Genomic DNA, 18,713 nt, shown 5'->3' on the forward strand with positions numbered 1-18,713 from the left:
ACGTGGAAGGAGAGTTTTTTATGAAAAATACAAAAGAATTACATGAATATGCACTATCACTTCTTCACGAACGTGGAGTTGAGTTAGAAGAAATTGCAAAATTAGTTCATTTCTTACAAGAACCATATTTTCCTAATTTAACGCTTGAACACTGCTACAATAATGTTGAATTTGTTCTAAAAAAACGTGAAGTACAAAACGCTATTATTACAGGAATTGAGTTAGATAAATTAGCAGAAAAAAATCAACTATCTCAACCATTAAATGATATTCTTACAAAAGATGAAGGTTTATATGGTGTAGACGAAATTCTTGCTTTATCTATCGTAAATGTATATGGTTCTATCGGATTTACAAACTATGGTTATATCGATAAAGTAAAACCAGGAATTTTAGAATTATTAAATGATAAATCAAGTGGCTACTGCCACACTTTCTTAGATGATATTGTAGGTGCTATCGCAGCAGCAGCAGCAAGTCGTGTAGCCCACGGATATCCAGAATACCAAGGAGCAGAATTGGATTAATTAGGTAACATAACATTAAATAAAATAAACTTTTTTAAAGTAGCAAGGACGGCAAGGAAATCGATATTACAATTTCCTTGCCGTCCTTTTGCAACCTCAGCGAAGCCTAGTTTTCGTCTTCCTCCAATTCTTCGAGACGCTTTTTCATAATTTTCTTAATTTCATAAGTATCAACTTCATACTGTATACATTCACACTCTTCAGCAAAAGCTTCTAAAATCGCCTCATATTCCTCTTCATCAAATTCTACTGCAAATACAGGACGACCATCTTGTACACCAACAAAAGCTCTGTCTTGATCATCTATAAATACTAAATAATCAAATTCTTTATCAAAATCATACTCAAGCTCCATATATGATTTCAGCAATTCGACTGCTACATCATTTAAACCCGCTTCAAAAATGACCATCTTTTCCACTGCTGAACTATAGTTCGGTTCAAAACGAATACGGTAACCCTCTTCATCTAATGCACGAACTTCAAGAACAAAATCTTTTTCTTCTTCTGATGTAATTCCTAATCCATGTGACACTTGCATGAGTTTAACACCATTATCATATTCATTGTCACTATAATAAATACGATATTTCTTTTCCTGATTATCGATCACAATTTCCTCTTGATCTTTTAACACAGTATATTCTTCTCGACAATAGGGACATTCAAATTCAAAAATAGACGCATCCAAAAGATAAGGAATCAATTCCCGTTGTCTTGGTAATTCGATTTTTTGATATTCACGTATCCCAAAATGTCGTCTACAATGCAAACATCTAATCTCTCTATCTACAAATAATTTTTCTGTCATCTCTTCACCTATTTACTCTATATTCATCCAAATCGTAGCATCTTCATCGTCCACATAAGTTTTCCATGCTACTCCAAAGGAAGCCTTCTTCGCTGCTGGTGGATAGTAAACGACACCATTCGAATCCACTTCAATCTCATAGTGTTCTGGATCTACCTTTTCAGCCCACATTCCAACTGCTAGCTGATTCCACTGCCACTGTGCTCCTAATAAATCAATTCCCTCATAAGATTTAATATAGCGCATTTCCTCGAAATCCATCGAAGTTTTTAATACAACCGTTTTGCCTGCTAACTCCTCTAATTGAGCTGGTCTTAAACGATACGAACCATTGACTAAATTTTCTTTCCATACTCTTAATTTCGTAAATTCGTAATGCATTGGAATGACTTCTCCATCTGCTTCCAGCCAAAATTCCCCAATCGTTGTTTTTAAAATATGCACAGGATTGACCGTTTTATTTTTGCTTCCGAAAATTGTTTTTTCTCTTAATTCATTTTCTCTAGAATTATAAATAATCTGTTCTCTTGGAATGGATAACTGATACTCGCTCACAGCTTCTTGTTGGGAAGAAACAACATTTGTGATATATTTCAATTCTTCTATTGGAAAATCAGCTGCCTCTTCATCTCCATAAAAGACTTTTTCAACGAAAGCTTCCACTTCTTGGAAATATTCTCCAACCGGAACTGTTACATAATCGCCCACTTCTACTTCTAGATTTTTATGACATAAATATACATATTGTTTTCGACTGCCTTCAAAGCTTACACGGCAATATTTATATTCTCCATCTTGATAAGTCGGCTCAACTTTTTCTTTTGAGGCAACACTGAATTCACGGCAAGATTCTAAGAAGTCTAATAATTTAAAAATTTCTTCTTCAAATAAACTAATCTCATAATATTCTGTTAAATATCTTCCACCTTTGATAAAAGGACGCAATCGAATTCCTAATAAGCAGACATCTGATTCATATTCTTTAGGAGAAAAATATAAAGCAATATCCTCTTCTTCAAATGATAAATGCCAAGGTTCTGTTCCTTCATTTTCTTTCATTTTTCTTAAAGATTCAATCCATTGATCCACTTCTCTTACACGGAGAAATTCTCCATTAACTTTTAAAGATACAAAAGCATTTTCAATCGAACATTTTCCATGCACCCATTGATTAGGAGTAGCTTCTTTTCCAATCGTACTTCCATCAAACTCAAATGACAAAGTTGTACCTAGAAATAATTTTTCTTTAAAACGAACTTTATTTCTCATATAATTCCTCCCTGTTCTTCTCTTGTATCTTATCATTTTTCAATTTTATTCGCTATTAATATAGGTGGATATTGCCATCTCACATTTCATATGATAAACTGTTGTTAAGTTATAAATTAACAACGGAGGTGTATCATGTTTTCAGCAAATCGGCTAAAAGAAATCCGTACTCAACAAGGGTATTCTCAATCTTTTATCGCCAAACAACTAGAAATTAGTCGAGTAGCTTACCATCATTGGGAAAATGGAAAAACCATTCCAAATCAAAAAAATTTAATCGCATTAGCAGACATTTTCAATGTAGAAGCCAGTTATTTTGAATCGGAATATACCATTGTGACAAACTATTTACAACTGCATTCGAATAATCAAAAAAAAGCAGAACACTATGTAGAGCAATTGCTTCATCAGCAACAAAGTCAAAAAACGCTCTATCCGATTACCGTATTAGCAGAAGTAAAACTTTCTGCCGGATTAGGAAAAGGAATTTTTGATGAATATGAAACAGAAATTGTCTACTCTCCAACAGAGCAACGAGGGTATGATATTGCTGCATGGATTCAAGGAGATTCGATGAGTCCCGCTTATCAAAATGGTGAAGTCGCTCTTATTCAAGCTAATGGATTTGACTATGATGGAGCAGTCTATGCCCTAACATGGAACGAGGCCGTTTATATTAAGAAATTATATCGAGACGAACAAGGCTTTAGAATGGTTTCTTTAAATCCGAATTACTCAGAGCAATTCATTCCTTATGAAGAAAATCCACAAGTAGTTGGACTCGTCGTGAATCACTTTATGCCGGTATCTGCTTCCTAGAGGTTCAAAATGACCGTTATTGATTATGCAAGAGAACCACATAGTGATATTGCCTTTATTGATATGAAATCATTCTATGCTAGTGTGGAGTGTGTAGACCGTGGATTGAATCCATTAACAACTTGCCTTTGTGTCATGAGTCGTGCAGATAATGCTAATGGACTGATTCTTGCTTCTTCCCCTATTTTTAAGAAAATTTTTGGAAAAGCAAATGTCAGTCGCTCTTATGATTTACCTTTTCATATTCAAACAAGAAAATTCAATCTAGCTGCTGCAAAAAGACAAAGTTTACCCATCAATCAAAATTTTATACGTTATGTAGAAAATTGGGCGCAAAAAACATTAATTGTACCCCCAAGAATGGATCGCTACATTGAAAAAAATATGGAAATTCAAAAGATTTTTCAAAGATTTGCTGCACCGACAGATATTCTTCCTTATTCCATTGATGAAGCTTTTATTGATTTAACTTCTTCCTTGAATTATTTTATCTCGCATCATCAATTCACTAAAAAGGAAAAATTAGATGTTCTTTCTTCCAAAATCCAACAAGAAATATGGAGAAAAACAGGAATTATCTCAACTGTTGGAATGAGCAATGCAAATCCCCTTCTTGCTAAACTAGCTCTCGATAATGAAGCTAAAAAAACAAAAACAATGCGAGCAAACTGGTCCTATGAAGATGTGGAAACAAAGGTATGGGCGATTCCTTCCTTAACCGATTTCTGGGGAATTGGCAGTAGAACTGAAAAAAGATTACATAAACTAGGCATTCATAATATTCGTGAATTAGCTAAGAGTAATCCGGATGATTTACAAAAAGAATTTGGCATCATAGGAGTCCAGCTTTGGTTTCATGCCAATGGGGTTGACGAAAGTAATATCCATCAACCGTATAAAGTACAATCAAAAGGAATTGGTAATTCGCAGATTTTACCACGAGATTATATTCATCAAGAAGATGTAGAAGTTGTCTTATCAGAAATGGTGGAACAAGTAGCCATTCGCTTAAGAAGACGACATAAAAAAACAAAACTCATTTCTATTTATATTGGTTTTTCAAAATATGAAATGAAATCCTCGCTTCATTGCCAAGAAGCTATTGAACCAAGTAATCAAACAGCCATCTTAACAAAGGCTGTCTTACAATTATTTCGCAAAAAATATCATAGCGGTGCTGTCCGCCAAATTGGAGTACGCTATAGTGACTTAGTGGATGATAAATATTCTATCATTTCATTATTCGATGATCCCATCCTCATGGAAAAAGAGGAAAAATTACAACAAGCCATTGATGGCATTCGAGATGAATTTGGATTTTTATCGATTCAAAAAGGAACTTCTCTATTAGAAAGTTCGAGAAATATTGCTCGTAGCAAACTCATTGGAGGACATTCTGCTGGAGGATTGGAGGGATTAAAATGATTGATCGTTCTTATTTACCCTTTCGTTCTGCTCGCTTATATCAAGATCGAAAAATGGCAAAGTGGATGGGATTTTTCCTTTCTGAACATACAAGCGCATTAGAAGATGATGCAATCCCTATCCCTACTCATTCACAACTCAGTTTAGAAGAAAAATATTTATTATTAGGGCAATTACAGTTATATTCTTTAAAAGCTCATATTTCTATTCTTGAAAACAAGCAACTGTTGCACTATACAGGCACATTAGAAAATCTCACTGCTACAGAATGTTTATTAAAACTCTGTAATGGCTATCAAAGAATTTTTATTGAAAATATTGTCTCTATTCAACAAGTAGAGGAGGAACAGGATGAATCAACAAGATTATTATCGTAATGAACTGCAAATGAATTATTTTAGTGAAGAGTACCTTCGTTTTGAAGAAGATTTTTATCGCTATTCTTCTCTAACGATTCCTCTGACTTTTTTAATTGATGATGTATTATTATCCATGGCAAAATCAAATCGTCCTTATTTTAAGTTGAATAAGAAAAATGCATTGGATCATCAGGATCATTATTTTCTCTTTACAATTGAAAAAGAAGCAACTCAACCATCGATTCGACTCTATCGCTATCGTTGCGTTACTCATTCACTAGAACAATTAAAACAACAGTATCTTTCACAACAACAAAAACAGCTCTCTCCTAATTAGGAAAGAGCTGTTTTTATAATAGACGAACCATAGTAGCTCTAGGCATGAAACCATAGGTTTGCTGCCGTCCGCCTGCTACTATAACAGGAAGTCATTTAAAACTTATTATTCTTCTTCGCCATTAAGCGCTTCTGGATAAAATTCACGCACAATTGTCGCACAACGATGACATAATGTTGGAGCATCTTCTAATGTTCCTACTTCTACTTTCACCGCACGACAACGTTGACAAGTTTCACCTTGTGCATGTTCAACAACCACTGAAACACCTTCACCTTGAACAGCATTTTCAGGAGCTGCAGTTCCTACTGGCGCAACTTCTAATTGACTAACAATGAATAATTGAGCAACATCTGTTTGTAAGCTGTCTAATAAATCAGCCACTTCTTGAGTTGGATATAATGTCACTTTTGCTTCAAAGTTTTTACCAATTAATTTTTCATTACGAGCTTCTTCTAATGCTTTAAGAGCTGTATTACGAACTTTAAAGAATTCAGCCCAACGAGCTAAAATAGCTTCTTCACCTTCATAATGAGTTACTTCAGGGAATTCTGCTAATTGAACATAAGCTTCCTCTTCTTTCAAGTATTTCCATACTTCTTCTGTTGTATGCACTAAAATTGGACTCAATAATTTTGTTAATTTCACTAAGATATCATACAATACTGTTTGCATTGCACGACGTTCAAAGCCATTTTCTTGATCAATATACACAACATCTTTAGCAAAGTCTAAATAGAATTGTGATAAGTCAACAGTACAGAAGTTAATAACCCCTTGGTATACTGTTGAGAATTGATAGTTATCATATGCTTTACGAATACTATCTACTAATTGATTGAAGCGTACTAACATATATTGATCCACTGTACGTAAATCTTCAAACGCTACTGCGTGAGCTTTAGGATCAAAATCAGTTGTATTAGCTAACATAAATCTCATTGTATTACGGATTTTACGGTAAACTTCTGAAACTTGGTTTAAGATATCATCACTAATACGAACGTCTGACTCATAGTCCACAGAACTTACCCATAAACGAATAATATCTGCCCCTTTAGTCTTCATTTCTTTAGCTGGAGAAATAACATTTCCTAATGATTTACTCATTTTCTTCCCTTCTCCATCCATTACGAAACCTTGAGAAAGAACTGATTTATATGGAGCTTGGTGATGAATCGCAACACTTGTTGTTAAACTTGAGTTAAACCAACCACGGTATTGGTCACTACCTTCTAAATACATATCAGCTGGGAATGATAATTCTTCACGAGTTCCTAAAACTCCAGCATGAGAACTACCTGAGTCGAACCAAACATCCATGATATCTAATTCTTTTGTAAAGATACCATTTGGAGAATCTGGATGAGTGAAGCCTTCTGGTAATAAATCTTTCGCATCCCATTCAAACCATACATCTGAACCATGTTTTTCAAAAATTTGAGCAACATGTTCTGTTGTTTCTGGTGTAATAATTGGTTCACCATTTTCAGCATAAAATACAGGTAATGGAACTCCCCATACACGTTGACGAGAAATTACCCAGTCACCACGATCACGAACCATGTTATAAATACGAACTTGACCTGAAGGGTGATACCATTTAACGTCATTTTCAATCACATCTAAGATTTCTTGACGGAAGGCATCAATTGAAGCAAACCATTGAGGTGTCGCACGGAAAATAACTGGTTTTTTCGTACGCCAGTCATGTGGGTAACTGTGTACAAAATAACTTAAGTTTAATAATGCACCTTTTTCAGTTAATAAGTCTGTAATAACTTTATTCGCATCTGCATAGAACATTCCTTCAAATCCAGGTGCTTCATCTGTATAACAACCTTGGCTATCTACTGGAGATAATACTGCTAAATTATATTTACGTGAATAATAGAAGTCGTCTTCCCCGTGTCCAGGAGCTGTATGAACTAAACCAGTACCCGCATCTAATGTTACATAGTCCCCATTCATCACTAATGATTCACGTTCATAGAATGGATGCCAAGCTGTCATATATTCTAACGCACTACCAGGGAATTCTTGTAAAATTTCAACATTTTCCCAACCTAATGTAGCTGTTAATGATTCTACTAAATCTTTAGCAACAACGAATGTTCCAGCAGAAGTTTTTACTTGTGCATAGACATAATCAGGATGAACGAAAATTCCTAAGTTTGCAGGAAGTGTCCAAGGAGTTGTTGTCCAAATCACAAATGAAGTATCTTCACCCAATAAGCCTTTTCCATCTTTTACTTTGAATGCTACGTAAATAGAAGCACTTTCTACATCTTTATATTCGATTTCTGCTTCAGCTAATGAAGATTCACTTGATGGAGACCAGTAAATTGGTTTTAATCCTTTATAAATATAGCCGTTTTCAGCCATTTTACCAAATACACGAATTTGTTCTGCTTCGAATTCAGGTTTTAATGTTACATATGGATTATCCCATGTACCAGTTACACCTAAACGTTTGAACACTGTTCTTTGATTGTCGATTTGACGCCAAGCATATTCTGCACATAATTTACGGAATTCTGCTACTGACATTTTTTTGCGATCAACACCTTCAGCATTTGCTAAAGCTTGTTCAATTGGTAAACCATGAGTATCCCAACCAGGAACAAATGGAGCACGGAATCCACTCATTGATTTACTACGTACGATAAAGTCTTTTGAAATTTTATTTAACGCATGTCCCATATGAACATCCCCATTGGCATATGGAGGGCCATCATGTAATACGAAAGAAGGTTTACCTTCATTTTTTAACTGACGTTGCGCATAAAGGTTTGCTTCTTCCCATTCTTGTTGATAATCTAATTCTTTTGTAGGTAAATTCCCACGCATTGGAAATTCTGTTTTTCCAATTTGCAATGTTTCTTTCATTTTCATTGCATTTCCTCCTTTGTCTATAAAATAAAAAATCCCCTGCAAAAGCAGGGGCGAAAGTTTCGCGGTACCACCCAAATTCTTGAAAAGTATTCAGTACTTTTCAACTTGGTAAATTGTTAACGCTATTTAGGCGATATTTCTTACTATTATTTCGGAAATATATCTCAGAGATGATTTTCTACCTTTGAGGGACATGCTAAACTTCCACCAATCATTAGCTCGCTAATTGTATCAAAAATAGAACGTTCTCGTCCATGAATATCAAAATAATACGCTATTTTTCTAAAAATTGCAAGTACTATCCATTAACCTTTTATAGTAGCAGAAATCATGAAATTCGCAAAACGAAACTGCTAGCGTTCTTTGCCACAGTTTAAAAAGTCAAAGTTCTTTTACGAACTCTCGTAAATACACGTCAAATAGAAATGACTTTTTACAGTAGCACAATCATAAAAGCCAAAATAATGGCTTTTATGATTGGAAATTTCGAGACCCTAGGCTCGAAATTTAGCCATGAGATTTGCAAAGCAAAGCTGCTGGCGTCCTACTGCTACTGTATAAAAAGTCAATTTCTAGTCTCTAACAGCCTCTTCACTCGCTCTTACATATTTACGAACTGTACTCTTATGGAAGAATAACGAGATAAATGCAACTGGAATTGCTACAAAATACTTAATAATTTCTACGATAAACGTAATAATTAAAAATGAAAGCAGATGTGATCCAATATCTTTCTTCATTTTCATCTTATAGCTACCAAATAGTCCACGTTTAACTTTTCCAGTACTATAATCCATGATTTCAGAAGCAGCATATCCAGCACGAATTCCACCATATGGTGTAAAGAACCAGCCTAAAAGTCCACCTTTGAAACGACGATAGTCAATATACCAACTATAAGTATAGTTAGAAAGTAGGACATAAATAGGCCAGAAGATTTTTCCCCATAATCCTAACTCATTAAAAGAAGTAATATAATTGAATAGTGAAATCAATAAATAACCCGTTATATAAAAACTTAAGTCTTGCTTTGGTGTATCAAAATAGCCACCATGTCCTGAATAAGGAATGATTTGAGGATCTAGTTTTGGTTCCTCTTTTGGATATTCTGAAGAAGGTTTGGTTTGAAAGACTAGATTCTTTCTCCATTCAGCTGAAGTCGGATCAACATAATCTGAAGAATTTGATTGACCTTTCTTAGGTGGCGCTACATAGTCATCTCTTTTTGGAGGAGCTACGTAATCATCTGTTTTAGGAACTACTACATAGTCCTTATTATCATTATCAGAATCTTTTTTCCTTTTTGGTGGTGCTACATAATCTGTCATCTTATGCCTCCCTCATTTTTTCTAAATCTTCACTTGTAATCGTATTAAAATCACTCGACTCATCTTTTGTCACACGGCGAGACATATGTGCCAATAATTTTTGGTTAAAGTTACGAATCCAACGTCCATTACTATAGTCATCAGTTGTAGCATAAGCTTCCTTCACAGCTGCTCTATAACTTTCTGCATCATATTGATACCCTTGACCTTGTAGGATAAATTCACCAATTTGTGCAATTTCATCTGGACTATAGTCTTCAAAATCAAATGTCGTAGGAACACGACTCTTCAATCCCGAATTAGATTCTAAAAATTCTGCCATTTCTTTATGATATCCAGCAAAAATGACAACCATATCACGTCGATGATCTTCCATAAATTTCAAGATTTCATCAATGGCTTCTTGTCCAAAATTATCACTAGAACCATGTTTTAAAGAATAAGCTTCATCAATAAATAAAACTCCCCCAAGAGCTGCATGTAAATGTTCTCTTGTTTTGATAGCTGTTTGCCCTTGATATCCGCCAATTAAATCTCCACGAGATACTTCAATTAGTTTATTCGTAGCAATTAATCCTTTTTGATACAATAATTCGGCAACAATTCTAGCAACCGTTGTTTTACCTGTACCTGGATTTCCTAAGAATAATGAGTGTAAAGTCGCAACAGAAGTTGCAAATCCTTCTTGTTCACGTTTACGATTCATTTCAGCTTGAGCAATAAAGTCTTCTACTTGTTCTTTCACTTTATGAAGACCAATTAATTGATGTAATTCTTCCCAAGCATCTTTCTTCGTACCATTATCTTGATACTTACCAATCTCAAGAACAGCATCAATATCCGCATTTGTAATGAGTGAAATATCTTCGCTTTTCTCAGCAATAACACGAGCAATTAATTGTTTAATAATTTTTTCGTTAAAATTACGAATCCAACGCGCATTACTACGATCTAATGAACGATTATATTCCAACGTCACTTTACGTGTGTAGTACTCCACATCTGCAATTTCATAGCTGTTTTTTTGTAGACCTTTAATTCCCATTTGAACAATTTGTTCTGGAGTATAGTCTTCAAAATCTAATCGGTTCGGAACACGTGAAGTCAATCCTGGATTAATTTGTAAAAATTGCTCCATTTCTTTTGTATATCCCGCAAAAATAATCATAATCTCATTTTTGTGGTCTTCCATATATTTAAGAATCGTTGTAATGGCTTCTTTACCTGTATCATTAGTACTCTTCTTATCTAATGAATAAGCTTCATCGATAAATAGAACTCCTCCACGTGCTTCTTCTAATTTTGCTAATGTTTGAGTTGTTGTTTGGTTCACATATCCAGATAATAAATCTGATTCAGAAACTTCCACAAATTTAAAAGTATCTCCAAACAATGCTCCACGCTCAAATAAGATTTTACCCATTAAACGTGCAACAGTTGTTTTACCTGTACCCGGATTTCCCATAAACATAGAATGCAATACTAATTGTTGAGGTGGTTCTCCTCTTAAAACACGTTGTTTATTATAATCAACCATTCCAATTAGTGTATCAATTTCTTTTTTCACAGCTTCTAAACCAACTAGGCTTTGTAATTCTTCATAACTGTCTAATTCTTTAGGAGCATTTTCATCTCCTTCTGCTCCAATTGCTTTGGTATGACGAACAGATGCATGTAAAATAGAATCTTCATCTGTATCAATATTTAATTCACTCGAACTACCTTGGGCATACATTAATTCTTGAACATGAATTAAGGAAGATTCCAATCCTTTAATACTCACCTCAAGAGATTTTTCGAATAAAAGTTGTTTCGCAAAAATAGTTGAACAATAGTACAATCTTAATGGAATACTTGACTTACTTTCACACTGGAATGTGATTATTCCATCAGCAAAGCAATAAGTATTTGGACCTAAATCAAAGTTATCCATAATTTTACAATTATTTAAACGAGTAATTGTTGTTCTCAAATCCATTGATTGAACCGTTACATCCGTCAAAGTTACGCCACTTTTCTTTTCAGAATAGATTCCTTGTCCTCTATCTGCTTTACCAATAATTCCTGTATCTAATTGGAATGAAGAATTCGTTACCCAAATCATTGGATAACCTTTCAGCATATCTCCACCATAAAATTGGCAATTATTAGCTTCTAATCGTGAATCTTTTTGTAAATAAACAGCATTTCCTGAATAGTTCTCACAAACAGTATTTGTAAGTTTCAATTGCGAACCTTCCGAAGAAATTCTCCATTGGAAAAAGCAATCATTTGCCGTTACAGAACAATTTTTTAGAAAAATAGTTTGATTATTTTCATCACTAACAAAATGTGTTTTACAATTTTCAAATGTAACAAACGAATCCTCTTTTGCAAAAATTAAATAATTTTCATTATGATCTTCTGTACATTCAAAGACACAATTTTTAAATGTGACAGAACAATTTTCGTTAATAATCATTAATGTAGTATTGTTAACATTCGTAAACCAAATGTTTTCAAATACTACGGAAGCTCCACAGTCAAGAGAAATACATCCTTGAAATTTATTCGTGAAGTATGATTCTCCATTTTCTTCGTCTAATAATCCTAAAAAAGTAAGATTTTTTGTAATTTCATATGGATTATCCGTTGAAAATTTTAGGTAATAATCTTTTTGAATTTCCAATACATCGCCTACTTTAGCAGCTGCTATGGCATCATTAAAATCCCATGTATTATCATCATATCCTACTTGATATGTCGGCATTTACTCACCTTCTTTTTTTGTTTCAATCATAATTATTTTACCTGTTTTTCTTCTTCATTGTCAATTTATTATCAGATGTTTTCAGGCTTTTATTTAGTATTTTAGAAATAAGTACAAACAAAAAAAGACCAAAGTGGCCTTAAAAATAGAGAAGGACTCTTTATAGTAGTATGCGTAAAAGTAGCCGTAAATCGGCTACTTTTACTAGGAAAAATCAAGACCTTAGGCTTGATTTTTAGCCATGAGACCGCAGGTCTGCTGGCGTCCTTTACTACTATTTCAAAGAGTCCTATTCTTACACGTACCTTCATATCTTTACGTAAAAATGGAGAAGGACTTCTTATAGTAGTATGCGTAAAAGTAGCCGGAAAACGGCTACTTTTACAAGGAAAAATTGAGACCAAGGCTCAATTTTTAGCCATGAGATTCGCTTCGCGAAGCTGCTGGCGTCCTATACTACTATATCAAGAAGTCCTCTTCTCATACGTACCTTCATTTCCTTACGTAAAAATGGAGAAGGACTTCTTATAGTAGTATAAGTACTAGAATCCAAATCGGATTCTAGTACAGGAAAATTTGAGACCTTGGCTCAAATTTTAGGAATGAGACACCGTAGGTGGCTGCTTCCGTCCTATACTACTATATCAAGAAGTCCTTCGTAATTAAATCTCTGGGTAAATATCTTCCACAGTTTTCGCTGGGTCAATTACAATGTATAAGTGACCATGTTTTCCAATAGCTGAACTTTGGTATTTATTGTCATTTCCATCTTCATCCACTGGGCTATATGGGAAGTATACACGATCTGTTGAAACAATCACGTCTGATTTTGGATGATCGCTATCTAAATATAAAATATCCATTAATTCGATATCGCTATATTTTTTAACACGTTCGAACATTCCTAATTCTAATCCACCTAAGTTAATGTCTTCAGACATTACGTGGTCTGCTTCAGGAAACACTTCAATACGTAATGATTCACATGGATGAATTTCTTGGAATTCACTTCCATTAATACGACCAAACGATGTTGTAACTTGTTTGATCCATAAATCTCCAATTAAACGACGGTTAATCGTCCATGTTTCTCCGTTACGGAATACAAAACGTAATCCTGACATTACTTTTTTCATAAAAGTCTCTCCTTTTTATGTATGTTCTCACCCTCATGAACAGTGAAAACACTTTTTTATTCTTTACTCTTCGAATTTTACCATTGAACACGAATATTTTCAATGATTATTCACTTTCCACTTCCAAAATGAGTTAGAACATAGGCTTCTAAAATTTCTGCATCATTTTCAATACTTTGCTCTAAAATCATTTTTTCAACCGTTTTTAATACCTGCCCTATAATAGGACCTTTTTTTTCTAATTTTAAAATACGAATAATGTCATGACCATTCAATTGAATATCATTCATTGAACGAATCGGTAAAGACTGATACGTTGCTTCTAAGCCTTTTATGGAGGTACTCTTATTTTGGGCAATCAATAATTGCTCCACTTCACTGGCAACTTCATATGAACAATCATAAGCTAAAAAGAAATTCCATTCTTCTTCTTTTCGTGCACGATAAGTTTTATATCCAACTAATACATCTCGAATTTGTTCATTAGATGATTTCCATGATTTTAATAAATGAGTCACTTCTTTATCACTCAATTTCAATTCATCTACGAATAAAATCCAAGCTTGTAAAACGCTCATTTCTTTTATAGGAAATTCTGCTAATTTTAAAAGAATTTCACCTTTTCCATCAAATAATGGACAGGCTTGATATAAGCCCGTTTCAACAAATAATTTCAATGCATCTTTACGATAAGAACTTTGAATCATTTTTTCAAATTCCACTTTCATTCGTTCTACGGCTACTTTAGATAAATTCATTTTTAAAAGAGAAATCGCATTTTTCGTATTCTCTTCAATTTGAAATCCTAACTGACCAACAAAACGTACCGCACGAAACATTCGTAATGCATCTTCATTGAAACGTTCTTTTGCATCTCCAACACAACGTATACATTGACGTTCTAAATCACCAATTCCATCGAAAAAATCTATCAATTGGTCATCAATTCCAATCGCTAATGCATTAATCGTGAAATCACGACGTTTTAAATCTTCTTCTAGCGAGCGAACAAAAGTTACCTTATCTGGATGTCTAAAATCCTCATAACCTTCTTCTGTTCGAAAGGTTGTAACTTCATAACCTTCTTTATGATGAATCACCATTACTGTTCCATGCTCAATTCCTACATCTACTGTATGCGAAAAGATTTCTTTAACTTCTTGCGGTGTAGCACTTGTGGCAATATCTACATCTGAAATAGGCTTATGAAGGAGCATATCTCTTACTGAACCACCTACAAAATAGGCTTCATATCCTGCATCAACTAATTGTTGCATCACAGGTAATGCTTCTAAAAATAATGGTTCTTTCTGAATAGACATTCACTCGCCTCTCTTTCTCTTACTTTTCTAATTCTTTCAATTGTTCTGTTAATTTAATAAATAACTCTTGATTCCCTTTTTCCAAAGCTTGATCAATTTGCGTTAAAATTTCTTGTTTTAACACACTTAATTGAATTTCTGTTAAGGCTTGATGAACTTCTTCATTAGAAGAACTTTCTTCTTCATAAAAAGGATTCTTTTCTAGTATACCAAATTTTACCATCGTTAAGTAAGCATCTTCAAATTCCATTTCAATATAACATTCTTCTTTCCAATTCAATCGAATGTCATGAAATGCTTGCTCTGGATTATTAAAACGTGCACCAGATTTGTAAAAATAAAATGATTCATCAGGTGCTTTATCTGTCGAAAACCACATTCCTTTTGGAGTACAATCTACTCGTTCTACAAAATGAACTTGCTTTAATAGTAATTCATGATTTAATAAATAATTTAAAATCCATAATGCTTCTCTTCTTTTTAGAGCCTGATTGGATACAAACCATGAAATAAAATTTTTCTTATCCTCTAAACTCGGTTGAAACATCTTCTTCACTCCTTATGCTTCAATATATTGCTGCAATTCTTGTAAATCTTCATTTAATGGTTCAAGATTTTGACCATGTTCTAACCACTCTTTAGCTTCTACAGTTCGTCCTTCTTCGCGAAGGAATCTTACATAATCAACAATAAACTCTACTGAATCTTCTAATTCCACACTTGCTTTTTGATAAAATTCTAGTGCTTCTTCAAATTCTTCCAGACCTTCTTTGGCTCTTGCCATTAAATAGAAAATTTGCCCATTTTCTAAACCTTCTTCTATTTCCCTTGCTAAAATATCTTGAACTTCTTCAAACTCTTCTTGATATAATAATATTTCTGTATAAGCTTGCATAATTTCAAATGATTCAGGGGATAATTCATAAGCTTGTTTTAACGCTTCTTGTCCTTTATCCATTTGCCCAATGGATAAATAACTCACACCTAAACTAAAGAATGGCTCTTTCTCATAAGGATAAGTTTCTGTCATTTTGGATAAGCTCATAATAGCCTTTAAATACTCATGCTTATACATTTGAATATGACTTACTCCTAGTAAGGCTTCATAATTTTCTTCATCACGAGAGAGTACTTCTTGATAGATTTTTTCTGCATGATCATAATTTCCTTCTTGAGCATCATGCTTTGCAATACTAATTAATAATTCATTAGAAGCTGATTCTAATCCTTCATCTGATACTAGTTCTTGTAAGGGTTCTGTATTCCCAATTTCTAAAGAAGCTTCTACTAATAATTCTCTTGCACGATTTTCTTCTCCAGTTTCTTCATGGGAATTTTTTAAAAATCTTTCTAAATACTGAACACTTCTTTCTAACGAACCAGACTCAAACAATAAAGTACCTAAATAAAAATCTAAAATAGATTCTTCCGGAGCCAACTCTTTTGCGAGTAATAATTTTCTTTCAGCAACATCATAATATCCTTGAGCCTTATATAACTCTGATAAAATCACTAAAACACTTGAATAATTCGGATCATCTTCAGGAATATCATATAAAACAGATAATGCTTGATCATACTCTCCTTGATTCACTAAAATTTCTGCTAATAAAATCGTCCAAGCGGATTCTTCAGGTTCAAATTGAGTTAATAATAAATAAGCCTGTCTTGCTTCATCAAAAAATCCACTACTAGCACTAAATGCAGCTAACTCAATTAATTCCTCTATTTGTTCTTCTGTAACTTCATTCATAAATTGATGAAAAAGTGAATATACTTTTTCTAATTCTTGTTCTTCTAAAGCATTTTGAATTTGTTCAACAATTGATTTCATATTCTCTCCATTTCTATAGATAACAAAAAAGATGCTATATTGATTTAACTCTAATATAGCACCTTTATGAAATAGTTTCTATGAAAATGTCATAATAAACTGATTAGTTTTTTACAGCATCTTTCAAAGCTTTACCTGCTTTGAATGCAGGAACTTTGCTAGCTTCGATTTGGATTTCTTCACCTGATTGAGGGTTACGTCCTTTACGAGCAGCACGTTCACGTACTTCAAAGTTACCAAATCCGATAACTTGTACTTTTTCACCTGCTTGTAATGCTTCTTGAATTGTTTCGAATAATGCATCAACTGCTGCTGAAACATCTTTCTTTGTCAATTGCGTTTTTTTAGCTACGCGATCTACTAATTCTGCTTTATTTGCCATGTTAGATTCACCTCCATCACACAAGAAAATAATTCAGTAGTTATTGAGTGGTCCAATAACTCTGGAAACCTTACTGTTGATTTCTAAACAAGTATACCATTTGATTGGCGGACTTTCAACGAATTATACACGATTTTATCATTTTCTTTGTCGAACAATCATATGAATTGGTGTTCCTTCGAAACCAAAGGCTGAACGAATTCGATTTTCTAAGAAACGTTCGTATGAGAAGTGCATTAATTCCACATCATTAACAAAAACAACAAATGTTGGTGGTTGAATGGCCACTTGTGTCATATAATAAATCTTCAATCGATTTCCCTTATCTGTTGGTGTTGGATTCATTGCAATAGCATCCATTAATACATCATTTAAAATTGATGATGAAATACGTTTAGAACGAACTTCATGAATTTCTTTTAATAATGGGGCAATTTTTACCAATCTTTGTTTTGTTTTAGCTGAAACGAATAAAATTGGTGCATAAGATAAGTATAGGAACTCTTTACGAATATTTTGTTCGAATTCTTTAAACGTAGAATTATCTTTTTCTAAAGTATCCCATTTATTCACTAAAATGATAACACCTTTTCCGGCTTCATGGGCATACCCTGCAATTTTCTTATCTTGTTCTTGAATTCCTTCTTCCGCATTCAAGACAACACAAACAATGTCACTACGTTCAATAGCTCTTAATGCACGTAAAACACTATACTTTTCAGTAGATTCGAAAACACGTCCTTTTTTACGAATACCAGCTGTATCAATCATTTTAAAGATAGTACCTTCTTCATCCGTAAAACTGGTATCAATCGCATCACGAGTTGTACCAGCAACATTTGATACAATCACACGTTCTTCTCCTAGCATTGCATTCACTAAACTTGATTTTCCTACATTCGGACGACCGATAAAGCTAAAACGAATCACATCTGTATCATCTTCTTGATCATCATGTTCAGGAAATGCTTTTACAGCTGCATCTAATAAATCTCCAAGACCTAAACCATGACTTCCTGAAATTGGAAATGGTTCTCCAAAACCTAATGCGTAAAAATCAAATATATCTGATCTTAATTCTGGATTATCTACCTTATTTACAGCTAATAATACAGGTTTATTTGTACGGTAAAGCATTTTTGCAATATGCTCATCCGTTGATGTTACACCTTCTTTTACACTTGTTAAGAAAATAATCACATCTGCTTCTTCCATTGCAATTTCAGCTTGCATACGAATATTTGACATGAATGGCTCATCTGTAATATCAATACCACCTGTATCAATAATATGAAATTGATGTCCTAACCATTCACCTTCAGAATAAATTCTATCTCTCGTTACTCCAGCAATATCTTCTACAATCGAAATTCTTTCACCAACAACTCGGTTGAAAATGGTAGATTTACCAACGTTTGGACGACCTACAATCGCAATAACTGGTGTTGACATCAAAATTCCTCCTTTCTCAAAAAATGAGGCTGGGAGTTTTTCCCAACCTCACCCAAATTTAATATTTT

At 33.7% G+C, this 18,713-nt stretch carries 16 protein-coding genes and 1 other annotated feature; of the genes, 5 read left to right on the top strand and 11 right to left on the bottom strand.

Going from position 1 to position 18,713, the window contains the following annotated elements:
• The first annotated feature begins 20 nt into the window (after positions 1-20).
• Complete coding sequence (locus HMPREF0446_RS05785) at positions 21-527, top strand: phosphatidylglycerophosphatase A family protein (protein ID WP_006702331.1); 507 nt, start codon at positions 21-23, stop codon at positions 525-527.
• A 106-nt stretch (positions 528-633) separates the two neighbouring features.
• On the opposite strand, the gene HMPREF0446_RS05790 is transcribed toward HMPREF0446_RS05785, so the two are convergent.
• Together HMPREF0446_RS05790 and HMPREF0446_RS05795 are read right to left on the bottom strand one after the other, a co-directional pair.
• The gene (locus HMPREF0446_RS05790; RefSeq protein WP_006702330.1) at positions 634-1,338 is read right to left on the bottom strand and encodes a CpXC domain-containing protein; all 705 of its coding nucleotides are present in this window, start codon (positions 1,336-1,338) and stop codon (positions 634-636) included.
• Between the two features lie 12 nt (positions 1,339-1,350).
• Positions 1,351-2,607, bottom strand: coding sequence for a hypothetical protein (locus HMPREF0446_RS05795; protein WP_006702329.1), 1,257 nt, complete (start codon positions 2,605-2,607; stop codon positions 1,351-1,353).
• Between the two features lie 135 nt (positions 2,608-2,742).
• On the opposite strand from HMPREF0446_RS05795, the gene HMPREF0446_RS05800 reads away from it, so the two are divergent.
• Genes HMPREF0446_RS05800 through HMPREF0446_RS05815 form a run of 4 tightly spaced genes read left to right on the top strand, consistent with a single transcriptional unit; the run spans position 2,743 to position 5,547 of the window.
• Positions 2,743-3,426 carry a LexA family transcriptional regulator gene (locus HMPREF0446_RS05800; protein WP_006702328.1) on the top strand — a complete coding sequence of 228 codons (684 nt, stop codon included), beginning with the start codon at positions 2,743-2,745 and terminating at the stop codon, positions 3,424-3,426.
• A gap of 9 nt (positions 3,427-3,435) precedes the next feature.
• Positions 3,436-4,851: a Y-family DNA polymerase gene (locus HMPREF0446_RS05805; RefSeq protein ID WP_006702327.1), complete on the top strand. Its 1,416-nt coding sequence runs from the start codon at positions 3,436-3,438 to the stop codon at positions 4,849-4,851.
• The gene (locus HMPREF0446_RS05810; protein ID WP_006702326.1) at positions 4,848-5,228 is read left to right on the top strand and encodes a hypothetical protein; all 381 of its coding nucleotides are present in this window, start codon (positions 4,848-4,850) and stop codon (positions 5,226-5,228) included. The genes HMPREF0446_RS05805 and HMPREF0446_RS05810 overlap by 4 nt, the downstream gene beginning before the upstream one ends.
• Positions 5,203-5,547 carry a DUF5960 family protein gene (locus HMPREF0446_RS05815; RefSeq protein WP_006702325.1) on the top strand — a complete coding sequence of 115 codons (345 nt, stop codon included), beginning with the start codon at positions 5,203-5,205 and terminating at the stop codon, positions 5,545-5,547. Before HMPREF0446_RS05810 ends, HMPREF0446_RS05815 begins: the two co-directional genes overlap by 26 nt.
• Positions 5,548-5,652: 105 nt before the next feature.
• Here the strand turns inward: HMPREF0446_RS05815 and ileS are convergent, their stop codons facing one another.
• The 9 genes from ileS to der all read right to left on the bottom strand — a co-directional run bounded on the left by ileS (position 5,653) and on the right by der (position 18,645).
• Complete coding sequence (ileS, locus tag HMPREF0446_RS05820) at positions 5,653-8,442, bottom strand: isoleucine--tRNA ligase (RefSeq protein ID WP_006702324.1); 2,790 nt, start codon at positions 8,440-8,442, stop codon at positions 5,653-5,655.
• Between the two features lie 43 nt (positions 8,443-8,485).
• Positions 8,486-8,706: a binding site (T-box leader), on the bottom strand.
• A gap of 308 nt (positions 8,707-9,014) precedes the next feature.
• A complete protein-coding gene (locus HMPREF0446_RS05825; protein ID WP_006702323.1) occupies positions 9,015-9,770 on the bottom strand; it encodes a hypothetical protein in 756 nt (251 codons plus the stop codon).
• 1 nt (position 9,771) lies between these two features.
• On the bottom strand, positions 9,772-12,519 hold the full coding sequence (locus tag HMPREF0446_RS05830) for an AAA family ATPase (RefSeq protein WP_006702322.1): 2,748 nt from the start codon (positions 12,517-12,519) through the stop codon (positions 9,772-9,774).
• Positions 12,520-13,181: 662 nt separating this feature from the next.
• Positions 13,182-13,655 (bottom strand): hypothetical protein, encoded by a 474-nt coding sequence (locus HMPREF0446_RS05835; protein WP_006702321.1) that lies wholly within the window; start codon positions 13,653-13,655, stop codon positions 13,182-13,184.
• Between the two features lie 110 nt (positions 13,656-13,765).
• Entirely contained in the window at positions 13,766-14,977 is a 1,212-nt protein-coding gene (locus HMPREF0446_RS05840) for a CCA tRNA nucleotidyltransferase (RefSeq protein WP_006702320.1), read from the bottom strand.
• A gap of 19 nt (positions 14,978-14,996) precedes the next feature.
• Positions 14,997-15,524: a YpiB family protein gene (locus HMPREF0446_RS05845; protein WP_020991394.1), complete on the bottom strand. Its 528-nt coding sequence runs from the start codon at positions 15,522-15,524 to the stop codon at positions 14,997-14,999.
• A 12-nt stretch (positions 15,525-15,536) separates the two neighbouring features.
• Positions 15,537-16,811: a tetratricopeptide repeat protein gene (locus tag HMPREF0446_RS05850; RefSeq protein WP_006702318.1), complete on the bottom strand. Its 1,275-nt coding sequence runs from the start codon at positions 16,809-16,811 to the stop codon at positions 15,537-15,539.
• A 103-nt stretch (positions 16,812-16,914) separates the two neighbouring features.
• On the bottom strand, positions 16,915-17,193 hold the full coding sequence (locus tag HMPREF0446_RS05855; RefSeq protein ID WP_006702317.1) for an HU family DNA-binding protein: 279 nt from the start codon (positions 17,191-17,193) through the stop codon (positions 16,915-16,917).
• Between the two features lie 138 nt (positions 17,194-17,331).
• A complete protein-coding gene (der, locus tag HMPREF0446_RS05860) occupies positions 17,332-18,645 on the bottom strand; it encodes a ribosome biogenesis GTPase Der (RefSeq protein ID WP_006702316.1) in 1,314 nt (437 codons plus the stop codon).
• Positions 18,646-18,713 lie beyond the last annotated feature (68 nt).

Source organism: Granulicatella elegans ATCC 700633, from assembly GCF_000162475.2.
Taxonomy (GTDB): Bacteria; Bacillota; Bacilli; order Lactobacillales; family Aerococcaceae; genus Granulicatella; species Granulicatella elegans.

Coding starts and splice junctions, on each gene's coding strand:
- HMPREF0446_RS05785 (WP_006702331.1), top strand. CDS start 21: ATGAAAAATACAAAAGAATTACATGAATATGCACTATCACTTCTTCAC.
- HMPREF0446_RS05790 (WP_006702330.1), bottom strand. CDS start 1,338: ATGACAGAAAAATTATTTGTAGATAGAGAGATTAGATGTTTGCATTGT.
- HMPREF0446_RS05795 (WP_006702329.1), bottom strand. CDS start 2,607: ATGAGAAATAAAGTTCGTTTTAAAGAAAAATTATTTCTAGGTACAACT.
- HMPREF0446_RS05800 (WP_006702328.1), top strand. CDS start 2,743: ATGTTTTCAGCAAATCGGCTAAAAGAAATCCGTACTCAACAAGGGTAT.
- HMPREF0446_RS05805 (WP_006702327.1), top strand. CDS start 3,436: ATGACCGTTATTGATTATGCAAGAGAACCACATAGTGATATTGCCTTT.
- HMPREF0446_RS05810 (WP_006702326.1), top strand. CDS start 4,848: ATGATTGATCGTTCTTATTTACCCTTTCGTTCTGCTCGCTTATATCAA.
- HMPREF0446_RS05815 (WP_006702325.1), top strand. CDS start 5,203: ATGAATCAACAAGATTATTATCGTAATGAACTGCAAATGAATTATTTT.
- ileS (WP_006702324.1), bottom strand. CDS start 8,442: ATGAAAATGAAAGAAACATTGCAAATTGGAAAAACAGAATTTCCAATG.
- HMPREF0446_RS05825 (WP_006702323.1), bottom strand. CDS start 9,770: ATGACAGATTATGTAGCACCACCAAAAAGGAAAAAAGATTCTGATAAT.
- HMPREF0446_RS05830 (WP_006702322.1), bottom strand. CDS start 12,519: ATGCCGACATATCAAGTAGGATATGATGATAATACATGGGATTTTAAT.
- HMPREF0446_RS05835 (WP_006702321.1), bottom strand. CDS start 13,655: ATGAAAAAAGTAATGTCAGGATTACGTTTTGTATTCCGTAACGGAGAA.
- HMPREF0446_RS05840 (WP_006702320.1), bottom strand. CDS start 14,977: ATGTCTATTCAGAAAGAACCATTATTTTTAGAAGCATTACCTGTGATG.
- HMPREF0446_RS05845 (WP_020991394.1), bottom strand. CDS start 15,524: ATGTTTCAACCGAGTTTAGAGGATAAGAAAAATTTTATTTCATGGTTT.
- HMPREF0446_RS05850 (WP_006702318.1), bottom strand. CDS start 16,811: ATGAAATCAATTGTTGAACAAATTCAAAATGCTTTAGAAGAACAAGAA.
- HMPREF0446_RS05855 (WP_006702317.1), bottom strand. CDS start 17,193: ATGGCAAATAAAGCAGAATTAGTAGATCGCGTAGCTAAAAAAACGCAA.
- der (WP_006702316.1), bottom strand. CDS start 18,645: ATGTCAACACCAGTTATTGCGATTGTAGGTCGTCCAAACGTTGGTAAA.